The following is a 19,996-nucleotide window of genomic DNA, read 5'->3' as shown; positions in this document are numbered from 1 at the left end:
ACTGTATCTTGGTAAAAAACAATGACTCCCTTTAACAAGCTTAAGGAGTCATTGATCAACATATACTCTTCTGATTAAGGCTTACGACGATTTCGGAGTGATGACCACTCTGCGATTCGGCTCTTCGCCTTTGCTGTACGTCTTCACGCCGCCGTGGGATTGCAGTCTGGCATGGATGACCTTCCGCTCTGCGGCCGGCATCGGCTCCAACACAATCTCCTTGCGGCTCTTCAGGACCCGTCCGGCAAGCCGGTCGGCCAGATCCTCCAGCGTCTTCTTGCGGCGTTCCCTGAAGTTCTCCGCATCCAGAACGATGCGAAGGTAACTGTCCGAATAACGATTCGCCACGATGTTCGCCAGATACTGAAGGGCGTCCAGCGTCTGGCCTCTGCGGCCGATCATCAGCCCGAGACCCGCGCCGGAAATATGAAGCGTCGTGAAATCTTTCCCCTTTTCCTGCTCGACCGAGATATCCAGCCCCATGGCCTGTCCCGTCTCGCGAAGGAAGCTGATGGCTTCCTCATAAGGGTCCTTCTTCGCCTCAGCGGCTTCCGTGCGGCTCTCTTCCATCGTTGCCACGGCGGATGGTGCCGGCGCGCTCGAGGCATGTGATACCTTCACCTCTGCGGCAGGTGCCGACTGATGGGACGAAGGAGTCATCGGATGGTGTGATTCGCCGCCGGCGCGTTCAGGCAGGAGCGTTAGTTCAACTTTCGCTTCCTTGACCCCGAACAGGCCCAGGAATCCTCTTGATGGCTGACTCAATATTTGAACCGATACACGATCCTGACTTACACCCAAGCGGGCCAGCCCTTGTGCGACAGCTTCTTCAATGGTTTTTCCTGTTGCGACGATTTTACTCATCTCGACTTTTTGGCTCCTTTCGAACCCTTTTTCCCGCCTTTATGACCGCTCTTGTTCCCGGATTTATTGCTCTTTTGACCTTGGGTCGCGCTGGCAACGCTTGCCGTTACAGCTGCCTTGTCATTGTTGCGGTACAAGAAGTAGTTCTGCACGATCGTGTACAGGTTACTGTAGAACCAGTACAGCGGAAGCGCAGCAGGAAACTGAAAGGACATGACAAAGATCAAAATCGGATACACGAACAGCATAAACTGCATCATCCCCATCTGTGGAGACGGGTTCATCTTCATCATCATCTTCGTTTGCAAATACGTCGTGGCTGCTGCCAATACCGGCAGGATGAACAGCTTGTCCGGCTCACCGAGCTGCATCCACAAGAACTCGTGCTCACGAAGAAGTCCATTATAGTAGATCGAATGATAGAGTGCGATAAAAATCGGCATTTGAACGAGCAGCGGCAAGCAGCCCGCCATCGGATTGACCTTGTTCTCCTGGAAAAGCTTCATCGTTTCCATCTGCATTTTCTCAGGATTGTCTTTATATTTCTCACGGATCTTCTGAACCTCAGGCTGGATCGCCTGCATGGCCTTAGAGCTTCTGACCTGCTTCAAGGTCAGCGGCAGGATCAATGTACGGACGATAAGCACCATTACAAGGACAGATAATCCGTATTCACCGTTAAACCATGTAGCAAACGTATCAAGTGCCAAGGTAAAGTAGTAAACAACGTTGCTCTGCCAAAAGCCGCCATTTTTCAAGTCTTCGATGGAACGCGTTTGGTCAGCTCCAGGCGCACAACCTGATATAACCGCCACTGCGAGTATTACAGCGGCGAGGAGGAACCATTTTCCTCGTCTTGTCTTCATGAACGACACTTCAAAACCCCTCTCTTCGCCATTGCCATTCCACGGTAAATCATAACATATTTATATGGACAAATAAACACAAGCGTTCAGCCCTTTTTCGGTTTCAAAAGCGAGGATTTCCGCAGAACATGCAGCACGCTTTTTTCAAGCTCCTGATACGACTTGCCCAGCGCTCCCTTTCGGACAATGAAGATCAAGTCGATATGCTCCACGATCTCATGCTGATGGTGCCGGACAATCTCCTTCACCACACGTCTCATCCGGTTGCGTACGACGGCATTTCCGATCTTCTTGCTGCACGATACGCCGACGCGAAACTGCTCTACCTCTTTTTTACGCGACCAATACAAGACAAACTGATGATTGGCAAAGGACTTTCCGTGCCGATATACCCGGCTGAAGTCCGCGCGGTTCCGTAAACGAAGTTTTCTATGCACAAGTCTCTCCCTGCCTGACCGATAATCAAATTCATTAAACGACATTCTCCGCCTCCGGGCATCGCTTCCTATATATAGTATAGTCATGCCGGTACGACGGTAAACGCAAACAACATCACATACACGAAGGGCCTCCTAAGTGATCTAATACAGGTCGGCATTTACCCCACCCTTCATCAAACAGGAGATATTACGAAAAAAAGACCACCTCGGTGGTCTTCGGCACAGTATTAAGCGCTAAGTACTTTTCTTCCTTTTTGACGGCGGCTAGCCAATACTTTGCGTCCGTTCTTCGTGCTCATTCTTTTGCGGAAGCCGTGCACCTTCTTGCGCTTGCTCACATTCGGTTTGAATGTTGGTCTCATGATCTAATGCACCCCCTTACAGGAATCTCTCATACGTATTTTAAGATTAAACGTCTACCGACGCACTTTCACGGAAGACAGACCGCCAAGTCGTCGTCCATCGACGCATCTCTTGATAACAGACCGCAGTGATTGCGGATGATGTCCTTTATCTTCACAGAAAATGCCTTTTTACATTTAATCACGATCAGGCCTAAAAGTCAAATCAAACTTTGCCTTTTTAGGAAGCTTAAGTTTTCCACATGTAGCGTTTATTGCTAGTTTTGATTTATCCACATGGGGATAACCTATTGAAACCGTCTGTGAATAGAACTATTGGCGTTTTTCGGACCTTGATCGGGCGACGCCTCGCCGGTTTACACCGGCGCCATAAAGGAGTAGTATAAATAATTGAATTTAAGTTGTATACAAGTATACATCTAAGAAGGAGCTGCATCATATTATGAAAATAGGCATGATCGGCCTTGGGAAAATGGGTCTCAATCTGGTCCAGAACCTGATTCATCATCAGCATGAGGTTGTCGCGTACGATTTGAATGCCGATCTGGTGAGCAAGGCTGCCGGTTATGGGGCCGAAGGCACCGCTTCGACTGAAGAACTGGTGGCGAAGCTGGATTCGCCCCGTATCATATGGATGATGGTTCCTGCCGGTAAGATTGTGGATTCGGTCATTGATTCGCTATCCCCTCTTCTTGCCCAGGGCGATATTCTGATTGACGGCGGCAACTCTCATTATAAGGATTCCATTGCCCGGGCAACCCGTTTGTCGGAGCAAGGAATTTATTATTTCGATGCCGGCACGTCCGGCGGCATGGAAGGTGCCCATAACGGAGGCTGCTTTATGATCGGCGGCAACCGCGAGGTATTCAGCCGCATCGAACCCCTGTTCAAGGACATGGCTGTCGAGAACGGCTATCTTTACGCCGGCGAAAGCGGCAGCGGACATTTCCTCAAAATGGTCCATAACGGGATCGAATACGGGATGATGCAGTCCATTGCCGAAGGATTTGAAGTGTTGGAAAAGAGCGCCTTTGACTACAATTACGAGGATGTTGCCCGGGTATGGTCGAACGGTTCCGTCATCCGCAGCTGGCTCATGGAGCTCACGCAGAACGCTTTCTCCAAAGATCCGAAGCTGGAAGGCATCAAAGGTGTCATGCATTCCTCCGGCGAAGGCAAATGGACCGTCGAAACGGCGCTCGAGGTTCAGGCAAGTGCACCGGTTATCGCTCTCTCCCTGTTTATGCGTTATCGCTCGCTGGATCAAGATACGTTTCATGGAAAAGTCGTGGCAGCGCTTCGCAATGAATTCGGCGGCCATGCGGTCGAGAAGTCGGAATAATCCGCTTCTCCATCCGCGTTTTAGCAAGCGTCTTCATAGCCTGGATAACATCCGGGGAAAAACGGCATCATGAATGGAATCCGGAACTTTTCCTGTGGTATGATTACCACGAAAGAGGATGATTACTAGTTAACCGGATTGGAGAATCAGTCTATGAAATACCCATCGGCCTGGCTGCAGGGAGCTTCGCTTGGCGAGGCCATTGCGAGCGAGTTAAGGCTGCAGATCATTAGCGGCACGATCAAGCGCGGGGAAGTCATTTCGGAGAACCGGATCGCAGGCGAGTTCGGCACCAGCCGATCCCCTGTTCGCGAAGCGATGAAAACGCTGTCCAGCGAGGGCTTGATTCAGTTGGAGCGCATGGGCGCTGTTGTCATGGGCCTTTCCCTTAAAGACGTCGAAGAGCTGTACGATGTGCGGTATCTTATTGAAAGCTTCGTGCAAGGAGAGGTTTTTGCGCGGCAGCAGCCGGAATTGATCCGCCAGCTTCGGCAAATTGTCGACCGGATGGAGCTTGCCGCCAAGCATGTGGATCCGATCGAGTATTCCTATCAGGATCTGAGCTTCCACGAGCGCATCATAACCGAGGCGAATCATAAGCGGATCCTTCATTTATGGAAGAGCATCCGCCCGATTGTGATGACGGTCATGCTGATCACAACCCGGCAGGTGTTCAGCGGAGGTGCCTCCAAGCTCCGATATGTAACGGACAAGCATATCCGGCTTATTCAAGAGATGGAATCCTTGGATCAGGACCGGATTCAAACGGCGGTTCAGCAATATTTCGATGATTCCCGCCGGACGCTGCATCTGAGTTTCCCGGAGGATTAACTTATCGTAGTCCTCCCTTCCTCCGTTTCTTATTGCACGCTCTAAGTTGTCGACAAGTATACAATAGAAATTCATTCTGTTTTGGGCATACTACCGCAGAAAACCGCTCAGTTTACCAATAACCACCCGGACATAATGGGTAATCTATAGGAGGAAGACAGCTATGAACACACTTTTTGGTCTCAGCCATAACGCTACTTTAATGTTCTGGACCTTGCTGACGATCGTTTTTCTGATCGTGCTGATATCCAAATATAAGTGGAATCCCTTCGTTACACTACTGATCGCTGCGCTGCTGCTGGGGCTGTTGACCGGCATGCAGCCGATGGACGTGATCACATCCATAACCGGCGGTCTCGGCGGAACGCTCGGAACGATAGCCATCGTTATCGCGCTCGGCACCATGCTGGGCAAAATGATGGCCGAGTCCGGAGGCGCCGAGCAAATCGCAACGACGCTGGTCAATCGCTTCGGGGAGAAGCGGGTACACTGGGCCATGATGATTGTCGGCTTTATTGTCGGTATTCCCGTGTTTTTTGAGGTCGGCGTTATTTTGCTGATTCCGATCGTCTTTACCGTAGCCCGTAAAACGAAAATGTCGCTGCTGCAGATCGGCATTCCGATTCTGGCCGGCTTATCCACGGTTCACGGTCTGGTTCCGCCCCATCCCGCTCCGATGATCGCGATTGATGCGTACGGCGCGGACCTGGGCATTACCATTCTGTACTCGTTTGTCATCGGGATTCCTGCCGCCATTCTTGCAGGTCCGGTATTCGGCAAATATATCGGCAAGCGGATCACAACTGAGCCGCCTGAAGAGCTGGCCGAGCAGTTCTCCAGCAAAGCGGATCGCGGACTGCCCGGCTTCGGCATCACGATCTTCACCATCTTGCTTCCCGTCATTCTGATGCTGATCGGCTCGGCAGCTGAGATCATCGATCCTAACAACACGAGCGCCATATCGGTCATCTGCAAATTCGTGGGACACGAAGTCATCGCCCTTCTGATTGCGGCGGTGTTCTCGTTCTTCTCGCTCGGCTTTGCGCGCGGCTTCAACAAGCATGAGCTGTCGAAGTTCACCAGCGAGTGTCTAGCGCCGATCGCCTCCATCATTCTGATTATCGGTGCAGGCGGCGCCTTCAAGCAGGTGCTGATTAACAGCGGTGTCGGCAATGCGATTGCCGAGATTGCCACAGGCGCCAACATCAATATCATCCTGTTCGCATGGCTGGTCGCAGCCCTGATCCGGGTTGCAACCGGCTCGGCCACCGTAGCCATGACGACGGCTGCCGGCATTGTTGCACCTGTGCTCGCCATGACGCCGGACGCCAATGTCGCGCTTGTCGTCCTTGCTACCGGCGCCGGATCCATCGTCTTGTCCCACGTCAATGACGCTGGATTTTGGATGGTTAAGGAATTCTTCAATATGACCGTAGCCCAGACGCTGAAGACCTGGACCGTGCTGGAGACCATTCTCTCTGTAACCGGTCTTGTATTGGCCCTTGTCCTAAATCTAATTGTATAATTGAACATAAGCTCATGAGGTCCCCGGTGAAGATACGCGCATCAACGCAAGACTTCGCTTGGGGACCTCAAATAGAAAGAAGGTATGTCTCTTGAGTACACAGAACTACATGATCGGTGTCGATATCGGAACGACAAGCACCAAAGCGGTGCTGTTTAAGGAGAATGGAGAGGTCGTCGCCAAGGCCGGCGGTGAATACCCCCTTCACACCCCTACGCCTTCGACGGCCGAGCAGGATCCGGAACAGATTTTTCAAACGGTGCTCTCCTCGGTCCAAGGTGTGATGGCCGATACCGGAATTTCTCCGAAGCAGGTATTGTTCGTGTCCTTCAGTGCCGCAATGCACAGCGTCATTGCCGTGGATAAGGACGGAGTCCCGTTAACCCGCTGCATTACGTGGGCGGATAACCGGAGTGCCGCCTGGTCCGCGAAACTCAAGAAGGAGCTTGGCGGCATGGAGCTGTATTTGAGAACCGGCACGCCGATTCACCCGATGTCGCCGGTGACAAAGCTGATGTGGCTCCGTCATGATCAGCCGTCCGTGTTCAAGCAAACCGCCAAATTCATTTCGATTAAGGAATATGTATACTATAAGCTGTTCGGCAAGTATGTGGTGGACCATTCCATCGCCTCCAGCACCGGCATGATGAATCTGGAAGCCCTCGCTTGGGATCAGGAAGCGCTGAAGCTGGCCGGGATTACCGAGGATCAATTGTCCACACTCGTGCCAACCACACATATCATGACAGGCCTGAAGGAAGAATACGCTGCTCGTATGGGTCTCCTTCCTTCCACTCCGTTCGTGCTTGGGGCTGCGGACGGCGTTCTGTCCAACCTTGGCGTCAACGCGATTCAGCCGGGCGTCGTTGCGGCGACCATCGGTACGAGCGGCGCCATCCGAACGGTCGTAGACCGGCCGATGACCGATCCGAAAGGACGGATCTTCTGCTATGCCCTGACCGAGAAGCACTGGGTCATCGGCGGTGCCGTCAATAACGGCGGCATGATTTTCCGCTGGGTACGGGACGAATTCGCGGCATCGGAGATTGAAACGGCCAAGCGGCTCGGGATCAATCCGTACGATGTGCTGACCAAAATTGCAGACCGCATTCCTCCGGGCTCGAACGGCCTTTTGTTCCATCCGTATTTAACGGGAGAACGTGCCCCGCTGTGGGATCCGAATGCGCGCGGCTCGTTCTTTGGCCTTACGCTGAACCATCAGAAGGAGCATATGATCCGTTCCGTATTGGAAGGTGTCATTTTCAATATGTATACCGTTCTGCTCGCCATGGAGGAGCAGATGGGCCATCCGGCGAAGATTCACGCCACCGGCGGGTTTGCCCGCTCACCGATCTGGCGGCAGATGATGGCCGATATCTTCGACCAGCAGGTGATCGTGCCGGAGAGCTATGAGAGCTCCTGTCTCGGCGCCGTCGTCCTGGGCTTATATGCTACGGGAAGAGTGGATTCGCTAGATATCGTCTCAACGATGGTCGGCGGCACGCATGAGCACCAGCCGGTGAAGGAGAACGCCGATGTGTATAAAGCGCTCCTTCCGATCTATATCCGGATCTCGCGCAAGCTGGAGGAAGACTATGAAGCCATATCGGAGTTCCAGCGCAGATTTGAGCAGAAATAACATGAGTGACCTAGTAAAATAAAGACAGCCTGTCTTTGGCGGAGGAATATCCCTCGCAAAGACAGGCTTTTTTTATGATGCAGGATGTATGCTCCCCGGCGCACCAGCAATCTCGGTGATCATGCAATCACCGAGGGCGGATTAAGAGCCTGGGGCGAATCGCCAACAGTCTCGAATAAAATGGTCCTAATGCCTTTTTTACAAAGCAGACAGCGTAAGCCTCCCTCCTACTGTCCTAATCACAGCGCGTGAGCAAAAAATATCCACAACGAGAATCCCATCCCAAAAATACCGCCGACCTTGCACATGAAGAAATAAAAATCGCTCGGCTCCGGGTCACTCACCATCAGATTGGAAGGAGATATATGAAACATAAAGCGCTGAAAGGCTTCATAACGAAAACTGCACCAGTTGAAAATAAACAATGCGACCGCCAAAAGGAAGAACCCTACGCTGCCGTTAGGCTGATGGAACGCTTCGTCCGACGCAGCGGCAAGATCCGCTGGAAAATAACGAGGGCTATCCGGATCCCTTATTTTGTTTCCCAACCCAACTTGTATGACTGCCGGGGGAAGCACCCACTCTCCAGCCTGATCAAACACCTGGAATCCGTCTTGGCCAAACGGCTCCACCCGGAATTCGGTACCATCCGGATAAACGACAGCATACGGCTCCCATTCCCCGCTCATCCCTTCTTTTCCGTGAATCTGGTACCTTTCTCCCTCGGCTTCAATCACCCGATCTGACTCATACTTGTGAACATACACCGGACTTCCCCGGCCGAATAAAGCGCGATATTCGACCGTACCGCTGCCCGAATCCTCATACTTGAAGTATTTGACGTCGTCCAGATAAAAAAATGTCTTCGAATAATAGCTTTGCGCCCAGCCTGCGACCGCAGCAACGATCAAGACCAGCACGAGCAACCCTAGCCATCTCCTCCACTGAGCCCTAGGCTGCGTTTCTCCCATCCCGTTTCCTCCGTTCGAAGTTTCCTTATAGTACGGCGATGAATGACCACAGGTTGCACTGCTCTCAACCCTCCTGAGCAGACAAAAATCCCCCATTCGACATGCCATGCACGCCCTAGTGAGGGATATCCACAACCGTTTTTACCTTTGGTTGATTATAAAGGCCGCTAGAACATTCAACCAGAAGTTATGAACAGATGGAGATGGAAGCAAAAATTGTTTGCGATTTGGACAACCTGTGCATAATTTTTTTCGCATGAAGGCTAATGATGTCGAAAGCTGAACAATTTATAAACAATATCTAGTGGTGTGAATAAGATTTATGCACAACGTATTGAATTTGTGGATAAATTAGCGACATACATTGAAAATAAGGCCTTCTTTTGCTATGATGATATTACTTTTGGATGTGAATATGTGAATGAACACATGATATTATCAACAGGCTGTGGATAAAGTTGTGAACAATTTCAATTTATCCATATTTTTTTGTTTCCACAGGGGGTTAGCTTTGGGGATAATTTGACATCGTTCATTTTGGTTCGACATTTCCACTCATGGCTCTAGCCACATTTGGAAGATTTAAAGGAGTGACAGTTTTGGAAAGCCATACTTCCGAATTATGGCAGGAAATATTATCGATAATACAGACCAAGCTCAGCAAACCGAGCTTTGACACTTGGTTTAAAGCGACCAAGGCATTGACCATTAACGATCACTCCGTCGTCATTTCCGCGCCGACAACGTTTGCCGTGGAATGGCTGGAGAGCCGATATACGAAGCTGGTAAGCTCAACGGTCTATGAGGTGATCGGCAAGCAGGTCGATGTGAGGTTTGTGATTGAAGAGGCAAAGTCGCAGGAGCCGGCTCCTCAGCAGCCGTCCCCCCCGTTAGAAGTTAGCGGAGACGAAATTCAATCCCATATGCTGAACCCGAAGTACACCTTTGACACGTTCGTCATCGGCTCGGGCAACCGGTTTGCGCATGCCGCCTCGCTCGCCGTCGCCGAAGCGCCGGCCAAAGCGTACAACCCATTGTTCCTCTACGGAGGGGTAGGACTTGGCAAGACACACTTGATGCACGCCATCGGCCATTATATTTTGGAGCATAATCCGAGCAGCAAGGTCGTGTACATTTCCTCAGAGAAGTTCACCAACGAGTTTATCAACTCCATCCGTGACAACCGCGCCGAAAGCTTCCGCAACAAGTACCGCAACGTCGATATTCTGCTGATTGACGATATTCAGTTTTTGGCCGGGAAGGAATCGACGCAGGAGGAATTTTTCCATACGTTTAACGCGCTGCATGAGGAACGGAAGCAAATCATCATTTCAAGTGACCGACCGCCCAAGGAAATTCCGACGCTGGAGGAAAGACTCCGTTCACGGTTCGAATGGGGACTGATCACCGATATTCAGCCGCCGGACCTTGAGACCCGGATCGCGATCTTGCGCAAGAAGGCGAAGGCCGAGAATTTGGACATTCCGAACGAAGCGATGATGTATATTGCCAACCAGATCGATACCAACATCCGGGAGCTTGAAGGCGCCCTTATCCGTGTTGTTGCTTATTCCTCTCTGACGAACCAGGATGTGACCACGCATCTTGCAGCGGAAGCGCTGAAGGATATCATCCCGTCCAGCCGGCCGAGAATGATTACGATCCAGGATATTCAGCAGAAGGTGGGCGAGTACTACAATCTGCGGCTGGAGGACTTCAAAGCCCGCAAACGGACCAAAGCCGTCGCCTTTCCGCGGCAGATCGCCATGTACTTGTCCCGTGAATTGACCGATTATTCCCTTCCGAAGATCGGAGAAGCTTTCGGAGGACGGGACCATACCACCGTCATTCATGCGCATGAGAAGATCACCCAATCGCTGAAGACCGACCAGGAGCTCTTCAAAGTGGTTAACAATATTACGGAGAAAATCAAAAATCCAACCTGAACAAGTTCAAAGCCTATGCACAATCTATACACATGTGGATAGGCTTAATTTTATGCCTTTTCACGGGCTTATCCACATATTCAGTGCGCCTACTACTTGTACTATAAATAATTAATAAAATAATTATCCATAAAGAGGGGAATCATCGGCCTTCCGCCGAATGAAACAATACCCCTCTCATTTTTCCGCAAGGAGTGAAATTGATGAAAATCAGCATATTGAAAAATGTATTGAACGAATCCATCCAACACGTGTCCAAAGCGATCTCCAGCCGGACCACCATTCCGATCCTGAGCGGCATTAAACTTGATGTCACTTATTCCGGCGTGACGCTGACAGCCAGCGATACGGATATTTCCATCCAATCGTTTATTCCTTCGGAAGATGAAAAGCACACGATTGTTCAGGTTGAAAGACCGGGTAGTGTCGTGCTTCCGGCTAAATTTTTCGTTGAAATCATCAAGAAGCTGCCCTCCCAGGAAATCCATATGGAGGTTAAAGATCAATTCCAGACCTTTATTTCCGCAGGCGCAACCGAAATCCAAATGGTCGGCCTTGATCCGGATGAATTCCCGGTATTGCCGAACATCGAAGGCAGTCAGACGATCTCGCTTCCGGGAGATCTGCTGAAAAACATGATCAAGCAGACGGTATTCTCCATCTCGACGCACGAGACGACGCCGATTCTGACAGGGGTTCTGTGGAGCCTGAACAACAATGAGCTGAAATTTACCGCAACCGACCGTCATCGTCTGGCGACTCGGTCCGCGAATATTGAAGGTGTGGATGATATTTCGTTCAACAACGTCGTTATTGCCGGCAAAACCTTGAACGAGCTGAGCAAGATCATTCCGGATCAAAATACGCTGGTCGATATCGTTGTGGCCGATAATCAGGTATTATTTAAAATTGACCGTGTGCTGTTCTATTCGCGTATATTAGACGGCATTTATCCCGATACTTCTAGAATTATTCCGACGACGCATAAAACAGAACTCGTTTTGGATACAAAAAAATTAAGCGAGTCGATCGACCGTGCGTACCTGCTGTCGAGAGAGGAAAAAACGAATATCGTGCTGCTGCAAACGATGGAGAACGGGGGCATTGAAATCTCCTCGAGTTCCTCCGAGCTCGGTAAAGTGCGTGAAGAATTGGATCTGATTGAATTCAAGGGGGATCCGCTGCGCATTTCCTTCAACTCGAAATATATGCTGGACGTGCTGAAGGTCGTCGAGAGCGAGCAGCTGATGATTGCCTTCATGGGAGTCATGAGCCCGATCATTCTGAAGCCGCTCGATGACAGCAAGAGTCAGTATATTATTCTGCCGTACCGTACGGCGAACTAAAGAGGATGTTCAAAAAGTCGTCTATTGGTCACGGATCCGACTTATTTGAACCCGCTATAAAAGTTATCCCCATGTTGATAAGGAGGAAAGGACAGGCAAATGAAGCAAATCTTTATCCACAGCGAGTATATTAAGCTGGACCAATTTCTGAAGCTGGCGGATTGCGTATCCACAGGCGGCATGGCGAAGGCGCTGCTGGCGGAGGGGGCCGTGCTGGTCAACGATGAGAAGGAAGAGCGGCGCGGACGCAAGCTGGTTCCCGGCGACATCGTCAAGGTGGAGGACTGCGGAACCTTTCAGGTGGCGGCGCAATAGACAGCCTCCCGTTAGGCGCTAGGCGCGGATGACGAGGGAGAGGATCAACTTGTTTGTTAACAATATCAGTCTTCAGCATTACCGGAACTATGATCAGCTGCAGCTGAATGCGTTCGGTGATGTCAATCTGATTATCGGGCGAAACGCCCAGGGGAAGACCAACTTGATGGAGGCGCTCTTCGTGCTCGCTTTGACGAAGAGCCACCGCACCTCCAAGGATCGTGAGCTGATCGCCTTCGAGCAGCCGAGCGCGCATATTGCAGCTGAGGTTGAGAAGAAGTACGGGATGCTGAAGCTTGAGCTGAGCTTGTCCCAGCAGGGGAAGAAGGCGAAGGTCAACGGTTTGGAGCAGCGGAAGCTGAGTGATTTTATCGGCTCCCTGAACGTGGTTATGTTCGCACCCGAGGATTTGGAAATCGTCAAAGGCACGCCGGGGGTTCGCCGCCGGTTTCTTGACATGGAAATCGGGCAGGTCGCGCCGAGCTATCTCTACCATCTGCAGCAGTACCAGAAGGTGCTCGTTCAGCGGAACAATCTGCTCAAGCAGCTGTGGGGGAAGGAAGCGTCCCAGCAGGCGATGCTGGACATTTGGAACAGCCAGTTGGCAGAACATGGTGTTAAAATCGTCAAGAAGAGGAAACAATTTATAAAAAAGCTTCAAAAGTGGGCTGAGGGCATTCATCAGGGCATCACAAACGGCCTGGAAGAGCTGTCCCTGCACTATGTTCCGTCCTTTGCTGACGCGGAGGAAGAAGATGAAGCTGTCTTATTTGAGCGTTTTATGATAAAATTATCACAAATGAAAGAGCAAGAAATAAGGCGTGGTATGACATTGGCAGGTCCTCATCGAGATGATCTGGCTTTTTATATTAACGGCAAGGAAGTCCAAACGTACGGATCTCAAGGTCAGCAGCGAACGACGGCGCTCTCTTTGAAGCTGGCCGAAATCGAGCTGATTCAGGAAGAAATCGGTGAATATCCGGTATTGCTTCTGGATGATGTGCTTTCCGAACTGGATCCATACCGGCAGACGCAACTGATAGAGACATTCCAGAGCAAAGTGCAGACATTCATCACGGCGACGGGCATCGAGACATTGAATACCGACAAATTGAAGGGTGCCAGCATTTTTCATGTCCATGACGGACAGGTGGGCTCTTAAGGAGTGATTCCATTGTATATTCATTTAGGCGGAGAAAAGATTATCCGTTCGTCCGAGCTGGTTGGCATCTTCGATATCTCGATCGAGAAATCGTCAAAGATCTCCAAGCAGTTCGTCACGCATGCCCAGCAGCATAAGGTCGTGGAATTAATCGGTGAAGAGGATCCGAAATCCATCGTGGTGACGAAGTCCATCGTCTACTATTCCCCGATTTCTTCCGCAACGCTGAAGAAGCGGGCAAATCATTTTGTAGCTCAGGCATAACAGAATCTGTAGAAGTAGGTGAAGGCATGTCTATGAATCAACCGACATATGATGAGAATCAGATTCAGGTACTGGAAGGGCTCGAGGCTGTCCGCAAACGTCCAGGGATGTACATCGGCTCGACCAGCGTCAAGGGTCTGCATCATTTGGTATGGGAGGTAGTGGACAACAGTATTGACGAAGCGATGGCGGGAATATGCGACCATATCGAGATTATTGTCCATGAGGATAACAGCGTTACGGTTATCGATAACGGACGCGGAATTCCGGTCGGCGAGAACGCCAAGCTGAAGAAATCCACCCTCGAAGTCGTTATGACCGTCCTGCATGCCGGCGGTAAGTTCGGCGGCGGGGGATATAAGGTATCCGGCGGCCTGCACGGCGTGGGCGTATCGGTCGTTAACGCATTGTCCACCAAGGTTGTCGTCCAAGTGAAGCGGGATGGGCATATTTATCAGCAGGAATACCGGCGCGGCGTGCCTCAGTATGACATCAAAGTCATCGGGGATACCGAAGAGACCGGTACGACGGTTACCTTCCTGCCGGATCCGGAAATTTTCACGGAGACAACGGAGTTTGACTATAATACGCTCCTGACGCGGGTTCGCGAGCTGGCCTTCTTGAACAAAGGCATCGCGCTCACACTGACGGATGAGCGTACGGGAGCTTCCGATTATTTCAAATACGAAGGCGGTATTATCGAGTACGTTAAATTCTTGAATGAGAAGAAGGAGGCGCTCCACGAAGAACCGATCTACGTGGAAGGCTCCCGGGACAACATTCAAGTGGAGATCTCGCTCCAGTACAACGACAGCTATACCGAGAATATTTACTCGTTTGCGAACAATATCAATACGCATGAGGGCGGAACACATGAATCCGGCTTTAAAAGCGCATTGACGCGCATCATTAACGATTATGCCCGTAAAACCGGCATGATCAAGGACAACAGCAATAACTTGTCCGGAGACGACGTGCGGGAAGGCTTGACGGCGATCATTTCGGTCAAAGTGCCGGAGCCGCAGTTTGAAGGGCAGACGAAGACGAAGCTCGGCAACAGTGAAGTCCGCGGCATCGTGGAGTCCCTGTTTGCGGAGAAGCTGCAGGAATTCTTGCAGGAGAATCCTTCGGTGTCCCGCCGCATCCTGGAGAAGGCGCTGCAGGCTTCCCGTGCACGTGAAGCAGCGCGTAAGGCTCGGGAAATGACCCGCCGGAAGAGCGCGCTTGAAGTAAGCGCCCTGCCGGGCAAGCTCGCCGACTGCTCCTCCAAGGATGCGTCGATCAGTGAGCTGTATATCGTCGAAGGCGACTCCGCCGGCGGATCGGCTAAGCAAGGCCGTGACCGGCACTTCCAGGCGATTCTGCCGCTGCGGGGGAAAATCCTTAACGTCGAGAAAGCCCGTCTGGACCGCATTCTCTCTAATGCGGAGATCCGTGCGATCATTACGGCGCTCGGTACCGGGATTGCCGATGACTTCGATCTGTCAAAGGCCCGTTATCACAAAATCATCATCATGACCGATGCTGACGTCGACGGCGCGCATATCCGCACACTGCTGCTGACGTTCTTCTATCGCTATATGCGTAAGCTGGTAGAAGCGGGATATATTTATATCGCGCAGCCGCCGCTCTTTAAGATCGAGCGCAACAAGGTTGTCCGTTATGCGGGCAGCGAGAAGGAGCGCGACGAGATCATTAAGGAATTCGGCGAGAACGCCAAGTTTAACATCCAGCGGTATAAAGGTCTCGGCGAGATGAATGCAACCCAGCTGTGGGAGACGACGATGGATCCGGAGAGCCGCACGATGCTGCAGGTAACGATCGAGGATGCCATGCTGGCAGATACGCTGTTTGACACCCTCATGGGTGACAACGTTGAGCCGCGTCGTGATTTCATTCAAGAGCACGCGAAGAGCGTCCGCAATTTGGACATTTAGCATAGAGCACTAGCCAGGAGGGAGCATCCGGGCAGGTCAGGGACCTGCGGATGCTCCTTTTTGCTGTGAGCGGCTGGCTGATCACTTAGAAGGCTGCTATGCTCATACGCCCTACTATTTATTGTCTGCGATGATAGGAGCAAACAACCATCAAGGCAAGTCCGGAGCGCGTAACGAGCGCATAGAGTTACTGCGGGTTCAGTCTTAAAGCAGGGCTTAGCAATGCGACATGAATTTTACGCGCCAGTCATGTTGAAGTGACCCATCGAACCAAGGTAGGGTAAGATTCCGGACGTGCAGCGACATAGGTTAGGCTAGCGGACCTTCTTTGTACTGCTGGACAAATTCCGTCCGTAGGCGCTGGCGTACTTCTTGACCTTGTTATAGATGCTTGGATCCTTGAAGAACTTCTTAAACGGAAAGAGCGCAGGCTTTGTGTTGACCTCCAAAATCCAAATGTTCCATCGTCCATCAATTGCGATATCCAGCCCGATTTCCTTCAGATTCGGGTAGGACTTCTGCAGTTGGCCGGCGACATTCACACCGAGCTCATGCAGTTCCCGGCGGATGTTCTCCGCCTCTTCGGCCGTCATATGCTCAAGCATAAGCGGCTTGTAATGCTGGACGGTGCCGCCGCTGTGATGATTTGTAATGATTTTGTTTTTGGCCGCTACCCGCCCGATAATGCCGGTGCTTACCCACTGTCCGGAAGGGCTTCTCTGTGTAAGAACACGCAGGTCAAAGGGACGGCCTTGGTACCGGAGCAGATGGATGCCCTGCTGAATCAAATATTCCTTGCCTTGGAGCAGTGAATTCAGCGTTTTATGAAGACTGTCCAGTGATTGGAACGTCTCGGTCTTTTGTTCATACCGGAGCTTGTAGGTCTTGGAGGCGGCCGATTCCTCCTCATTCTGCGATTCGATTTGCTCCACGGACATAACGCCGTTGCCGTACGTCCCCCGATCCGGCTTAATGTAAACCAGCGTGTGGGTATTCAGCAACTCTTCCAGCGCTTCGAACGAGTACTGGCGGGTTGCGGGAATGTAGGAGGCAAGACCTTTATTTTTCAACAAGATTTTTGTTTTCGCCCATTTGCTTGCAACGCGTTGTATAGCCAACCAACTTCATCCTTTCCGGCCGTTTTTTTGAGTGAAGAGCAGATGTACCTGTCACGGAAAAAAAAGAGCACGAGCGCAGGGATACGCCTATAGTTTGCCTTAGCCATAGCCCGTTAGGGGAAGGTCGAACGCTATTCATGATCGATCGAAGCACCGGGCGATACATCCGGCACATAAAGCTGCCAAACGGGAAAACATAGGACAAGTATGACAAACAGTGGTATAATATAAAGATGTGATCGATGCGAAATCTTTTTCAATGCATTGTATGTGAAAAGCGGCACGGAGGACAGGGCGTATGTCACGGTTTCCGGGCAAAAATCATACTTTCACGCTTTCTATCCCGTGTTTAATTGTGCATGGTTTGTGAAAGTAATATAATAAAGGTTGGTGCATTTATAGCTTCCTGATCATTATTCTGCTTTTTTCACATAGAGCAAAGCATGGTTGATAGAAAATGAAGGAGGTCCAGCATGGCGGAAGAAAATTTCTCCCAAATTAAAGATCGGGACATAGGTACCGAGATGCGCGAATCCTTTATGGATTACGCGATGAGCATCATTGTCAGCCGGGCCTTGCCAGATGTGCGGGACGGAATGAAGCCGGTTCACCGTCGCATACTATATGCGATGTCGGAGCTTGGCATGGCCCCGGACAAACCGTACAAGAAATCGGCAAGGATCGTTGGCGAGGTTATCGGTAAGTACCATCCGCATGGTGATTCCGCAGTGTATGAATCCATGGTCCGGATGGCGCAGGACTTCTCCATGCGATACATGCTCGTCGACGGGCATGGTAACTTCGGTTCCATTGACGGAGATATGGCAGCGGCAATGCGATATACGGAAGCCCGTTTATCCAAGATTGCCATGGAAATGCTGCGTGATATTAATAAAGAGACGATTGACTTTGCGCCCAACTACGATGGCGAGGAGCAGGAGCCGGTCGTTCTGCCGGCACGTTACCCGAACCTTCTCGTAAACGGGGTATCCGGGATTGCGGTCGGTATGGCGACGAATATACCGCCTCATAATCTTGGCGAAGTCATTGATGGCGTGCAGGCGATGATTCGGAATCCTGACATCACTCCAATGGAGTTGATGGAGTATATACAAGGACCGGACTTCCCAACAGCGGGCTACATTTTGGGACGCGAAGGCATCCGCCAGGCATATCGTACGGGACGCGGCTCGGTAACGATGCGCGCGAAAGCGACGATTGAGGAAAACAATAATAAGGCGCGCATTGTCGTTCATGAGATTCCGTATCAAGTGAACAAAGCACGCCTCGTGGAGAAAATTGCCGAGCTCGTTCGCGATAAGCGAATTGACGGTATTACGGATCTCCGTGATGAGTCGGACCGTAACGGCATGCGGATCGTGATCGAGCTGCGCCGTGACGTCAACCCGAACGTCGTCTTGAATAACTTGTATAAGCATACGGCAATGCAGTCGAATTTCGGTATCAACATGCTGGCAATCGTCAACAATGAGCCGAAAATATTGAATCTGCGTGATGTGCTGCATTATTACCTGGAGCATCAGGTGACGGTGATTCGCCGTCGTACCGAATTCGAGCTGAAGAAGGCCGAGGCCCGGGCCCATATTCTGGAGGGCTTGCGGATTGCGCTGGATCATCTGGATGAGGTTATCGCGCTGATCCGCGCCTCGCAGACAACCGAGGCCGCGCGCGAGGGTCTGATGGAGCGCTTCGGGCTTAGCCAGGAGCAGGCTCAGGCGATCCTCGATATGCGTCTGCAGCGTCTGACCGGACTCGAACGCGAGAAGATCGAGAACGAGTACCAAGAACTGCTGGCCCGGATTGCCGAGCTGCGCGAGATTTTGGCGAACGAACATCTTGTGCTGCAAATCATCAATGATGAGCTTCAGGATATTAAGGAGCGCTTTGCAGATGAGCGCCGTACTGAAATTACAGTAGGTGAAGACAGCATCCTGGACGAGGATCTCATTCCGCGTGAGGAAGTGGTTATCACCATTACCCATACCGGTTACATCAAGCGTCTGCCTGCCAATACGTACCGCAGTCAGAAGCGGGGCGGACGCGGCGTCGTTGGGATGGAAACGAAGAGCGAGGACTTTGTCGAGCACCTCTTCGTAACGAATTCCCATCACTACCTGATGTTCTTTACGGACAAAGGGAAGGCTTACCGTCTCAAAGCTTATGAAATACCGGAGCTTAGCCGTACCGCCCGCGGAACGCCAATCATCAATCTGATTCAGATTGAGCAAGGCGAAACGGTCAATGCGGTTATTCCGGTCGAGAGCTTCGATACCGATAAGTTCCTGTTCTTTGCTACCCGTCATGGGGTTGTGAAGAAGACGCCGCTTGAGGACTATGTCAATATCCGCAAGGGCGGCCTGATCGCCGTTAACCTGCGCGAGGACGACTCCCTGATCGATGTGAAGCTGACAGACGGTCAGCAAGAGATCATTATGGGAACGGCACAGGGCATGTCCATCCGGTTCGAGGAGAGCGATGTGCGTTCAATGGGAAGAAGCGCAACCGGGGTTAAGGGCATAACGCTCGATGAGGGTGACGAAGTCATCGGCATGGACGTTGTGGATCCGGAGCTTGATATTTTGATCGTAACGACCCGCGGATACGGCAAACGGACACCGGCCGGCGATTACCGTGTTCAGACCCGTGGCGGTAAAGGGATCAAAACGATCAATATTACCGAGAAGAACGGACCGGTTGTTGCGCTGAAGGTCGTGAAGTCGGAAGAGGATTTGATGATCATTACGGCCAGCGGTACCTTGATCCGCACAAGCATGGAGGGCATCTCAACGATGGGCCGCTATGCGCAGGGCGTGAAGCTGATTAACATCCGCGAGGATGATTCTGTCGGTACGGTATGCCGTGCAGACAAGAGTGATGAACCAGAGAACGATGGTGAAGAGGGCGAGTTCGAAGAAGGCATGGACCCTTCTGAACCAACCGAGGAATAAAGCAATGGGGAGCATGGATGCACATGAAGCATCCATGCTCTTTTTTTTTCAGTGATCCAGATTACAAAATAAGGAAGTCAGTATTGTACAGGCTGAGTA

The 19,996-nt window shown here is 51.3% G+C and carries 17 protein-coding genes; 11 read left to right on the top strand and 6 right to left on the bottom strand.

Translation table 11 applies throughout. The annotated features are described in order from the left end of the window. Window positions 1–81: 81 nt before the first annotated feature. From jag to rpmH, 4 genes are all read right to left on the bottom strand, one after another. Window positions 82–864 (bottom strand): RNA-binding cell elongation regulator Jag/EloR, encoded by a 783-nt coding sequence (gene jag, locus NST44_RS05180; RefSeq protein ID WP_007129228.1) that lies wholly within the window; start codon window positions 862–864, stop codon window positions 82–84. Next, window positions 861–1,739 (bottom strand): YidC/Oxa1 family membrane protein insertase, encoded by an 879-nt coding sequence (locus tag NST44_RS05175; RefSeq protein WP_007129229.1) that lies wholly within the window; start codon window positions 1,737–1,739, stop codon window positions 861–863. The genes jag and NST44_RS05175 overlap by 4 nt, the downstream gene beginning before the upstream one ends. A gap of 77 nt (window positions 1,740–1,816) precedes the next feature. Continuing rightward, window positions 1,817–2,167, bottom strand: coding sequence for a ribonuclease P protein component (gene rnpA, locus NST44_RS05170; RefSeq protein ID WP_028406528.1), 351 nt, complete (start codon window positions 2,165–2,167; stop codon window positions 1,817–1,819). Between the two features lie 230 nt (window positions 2,168–2,397). After that, on the bottom strand, window positions 2,398–2,532 hold the full coding sequence (gene rpmH, locus NST44_RS05165) for a 50S ribosomal protein L34 (protein ID WP_007129231.1): 135 nt from the start codon (window positions 2,530–2,532) through the stop codon (window positions 2,398–2,400). Between the two features lie 442 nt (window positions 2,533–2,974). On the opposite strand from rpmH, the gene gnd reads away from it, so the two are divergent. From gnd to gntK, 4 genes are all read left to right on the top strand, one after another. Further along, the gene (gnd, locus tag NST44_RS05160; RefSeq protein WP_007129232.1) at window positions 2,975–3,874 is read left to right on the top strand and encodes a phosphogluconate dehydrogenase (NAD(+)-dependent, decarboxylating); all 900 of its coding nucleotides are present in this window, start codon (window positions 2,975–2,977) and stop codon (window positions 3,872–3,874) included. 153 nt (window positions 3,875–4,027) lie between these two features. Next, a complete protein-coding gene (locus NST44_RS05155) occupies window positions 4,028–4,705 on the top strand; it encodes a GntR family transcriptional regulator (RefSeq protein WP_007129233.1) in 678 nt (225 codons plus the stop codon). Window positions 4,706–4,868: 163 nt separating this feature from the next. After that, a complete protein-coding gene (locus tag NST44_RS05150; RefSeq protein WP_007129234.1) occupies window positions 4,869–6,230 on the top strand; it encodes a GntP family permease in 1,362 nt (453 codons plus the stop codon). A 91-nt stretch (window positions 6,231–6,321) separates the two neighbouring features. Continuing rightward, window positions 6,322–7,869, top strand: a complete 1,548-nt coding sequence (gene gntK, locus NST44_RS05145; RefSeq protein ID WP_007129235.1) for a gluconokinase — start codon at window positions 6,322–6,324, stop codon at window positions 7,867–7,869. A 239-nt stretch (window positions 7,870–8,108) separates the two neighbouring features. Here the strand turns inward: gntK and NST44_RS05140 are convergent, their stop codons facing one another. Beyond that, window positions 8,109–8,840 (bottom strand): hypothetical protein, encoded by a 732-nt coding sequence (locus NST44_RS05140; protein WP_007129236.1) that lies wholly within the window; start codon window positions 8,838–8,840, stop codon window positions 8,109–8,111. A 599-nt stretch (window positions 8,841–9,439) separates the two neighbouring features. Here NST44_RS05140 and dnaA point away from each other — a divergent pair. From dnaA to gyrB, 6 genes are all read left to right on the top strand, one after another. Further along, complete coding sequence (gene dnaA / locus NST44_RS05135) at window positions 9,440–10,786, top strand: chromosomal replication initiator protein DnaA (protein WP_007129237.1); 1,347 nt, start codon at window positions 9,440–9,442, stop codon at window positions 10,784–10,786. A gap of 203 nt (window positions 10,787–10,989) precedes the next feature. Then, window positions 10,990–12,132 carry a DNA polymerase III subunit beta gene (dnaN, locus tag NST44_RS05130; RefSeq protein ID WP_007129238.1) on the top strand — a complete coding sequence of 381 codons (1,143 nt, stop codon included), beginning with the start codon at window positions 10,990–10,992 and terminating at the stop codon, window positions 12,130–12,132. Window positions 12,133–12,231: 99 nt separating this feature from the next. Further along, window positions 12,232–12,447: a S4 domain-containing protein YaaA gene (gene yaaA, locus NST44_RS05125; RefSeq protein ID WP_028406533.1), complete on the top strand. Its 216-nt coding sequence runs from the start codon at window positions 12,232–12,234 to the stop codon at window positions 12,445–12,447. A gap of 49 nt (window positions 12,448–12,496) precedes the next feature. After that, complete coding sequence (recF, locus tag NST44_RS05120; protein ID WP_144871920.1) at window positions 12,497–13,609, top strand: DNA replication/repair protein RecF; 1,113 nt, start codon at window positions 12,497–12,499, stop codon at window positions 13,607–13,609. A gap of 12 nt (window positions 13,610–13,621) precedes the next feature. Next, window positions 13,622–13,873, top strand: coding sequence for an extracellular matrix regulator RemB (remB, locus tag NST44_RS05115; protein ID WP_007129241.1), 252 nt, complete (start codon window positions 13,622–13,624; stop codon window positions 13,871–13,873). 26 nt (window positions 13,874–13,899) lie between these two features. After that, window positions 13,900–15,810: a DNA topoisomerase (ATP-hydrolyzing) subunit B gene (gyrB, locus tag NST44_RS05110; RefSeq protein ID WP_007129242.1), complete on the top strand. Its 1,911-nt coding sequence runs from the start codon at window positions 13,900–13,902 to the stop codon at window positions 15,808–15,810. Between the two features lie 314 nt (window positions 15,811–16,124). Here the strand turns inward: gyrB and NST44_RS05105 are convergent, their stop codons facing one another. Beyond that, window positions 16,125–16,928, bottom strand: a complete 804-nt coding sequence (locus tag NST44_RS05105; RefSeq protein WP_213616576.1) for a YheC/YheD family protein — start codon at window positions 16,926–16,928, stop codon at window positions 16,125–16,127. Between the two features lie 473 nt (window positions 16,929–17,401). On the opposite strand from NST44_RS05105, the gene gyrA reads away from it, so the two are divergent. After that, window positions 17,402–19,897 (top strand): DNA gyrase subunit A, encoded by a 2,496-nt coding sequence (gyrA, locus tag NST44_RS05100; RefSeq protein ID WP_007129244.1) that lies wholly within the window; start codon window positions 17,402–17,404, stop codon window positions 19,895–19,897. The last annotated feature ends 99 nt before the right edge of the window (window positions 19,898–19,996 follow it).

Origin of the sequence: Paenibacillus sp. FSL W8-0919 (assembly GCF_038003785.1) — a bacterium.
Lineage (GTDB): Bacteria > Bacillota > Bacilli > Paenibacillales > Paenibacillaceae > Paenibacillus_AQ > Paenibacillus_AQ lactis.
The sequence above is the reverse complement of the archived record's forward strand: the minus strand, read 5'-3'. Positions and strand labels throughout refer to the sequence as shown.

Bases quoted from the DNA above. Each gene is read 5' to 3' on its own strand.
- jag (WP_007129228.1), bottom strand. From the start codon at position 864: ATGAGTAAAATCGTCGCAACAGGAAAAACCATTGAAGAAGCTGTCGCA.
- rpmH (WP_007129231.1), bottom strand. From the start codon at position 2,532: ATGAGACCAACATTCAAACCGAATGTGAGCAAGCGCAAGAAGGTGCAC.
- gnd (WP_007129232.1), top strand. From the start codon at position 2,975: ATGAAAATAGGCATGATCGGCCTTGGGAAAATGGGTCTCAATCTGGTC.
- NST44_RS05155 (WP_007129233.1), top strand. From the start codon at position 4,028: ATGAAATACCCATCGGCCTGGCTGCAGGGAGCTTCGCTTGGCGAGGCC.
- NST44_RS05150 (WP_007129234.1), top strand. From the start codon at position 4,869: ATGAACACACTTTTTGGTCTCAGCCATAACGCTACTTTAATGTTCTGG.
- NST44_RS05140 (WP_007129236.1), bottom strand. From the start codon at position 8,840: ATGGGAGAAACGCAGCCTAGGGCTCAGTGGAGGAGATGGCTAGGGTTG.
- dnaN (WP_007129238.1), top strand. From the start codon at position 10,990: ATGAAAATCAGCATATTGAAAAATGTATTGAACGAATCCATCCAACAC.
- yaaA (WP_028406533.1), top strand. From the start codon at position 12,232: ATGAAGCAAATCTTTATCCACAGCGAGTATATTAAGCTGGACCAATTT.
- gyrB (WP_007129242.1), top strand. From the start codon at position 13,900: ATGTCTATGAATCAACCGACATATGATGAGAATCAGATTCAGGTACTG.
- gyrA (WP_007129244.1), top strand. From the start codon at position 17,402: ATGGCGGAAGAAAATTTCTCCCAAATTAAAGATCGGGACATAGGTACC.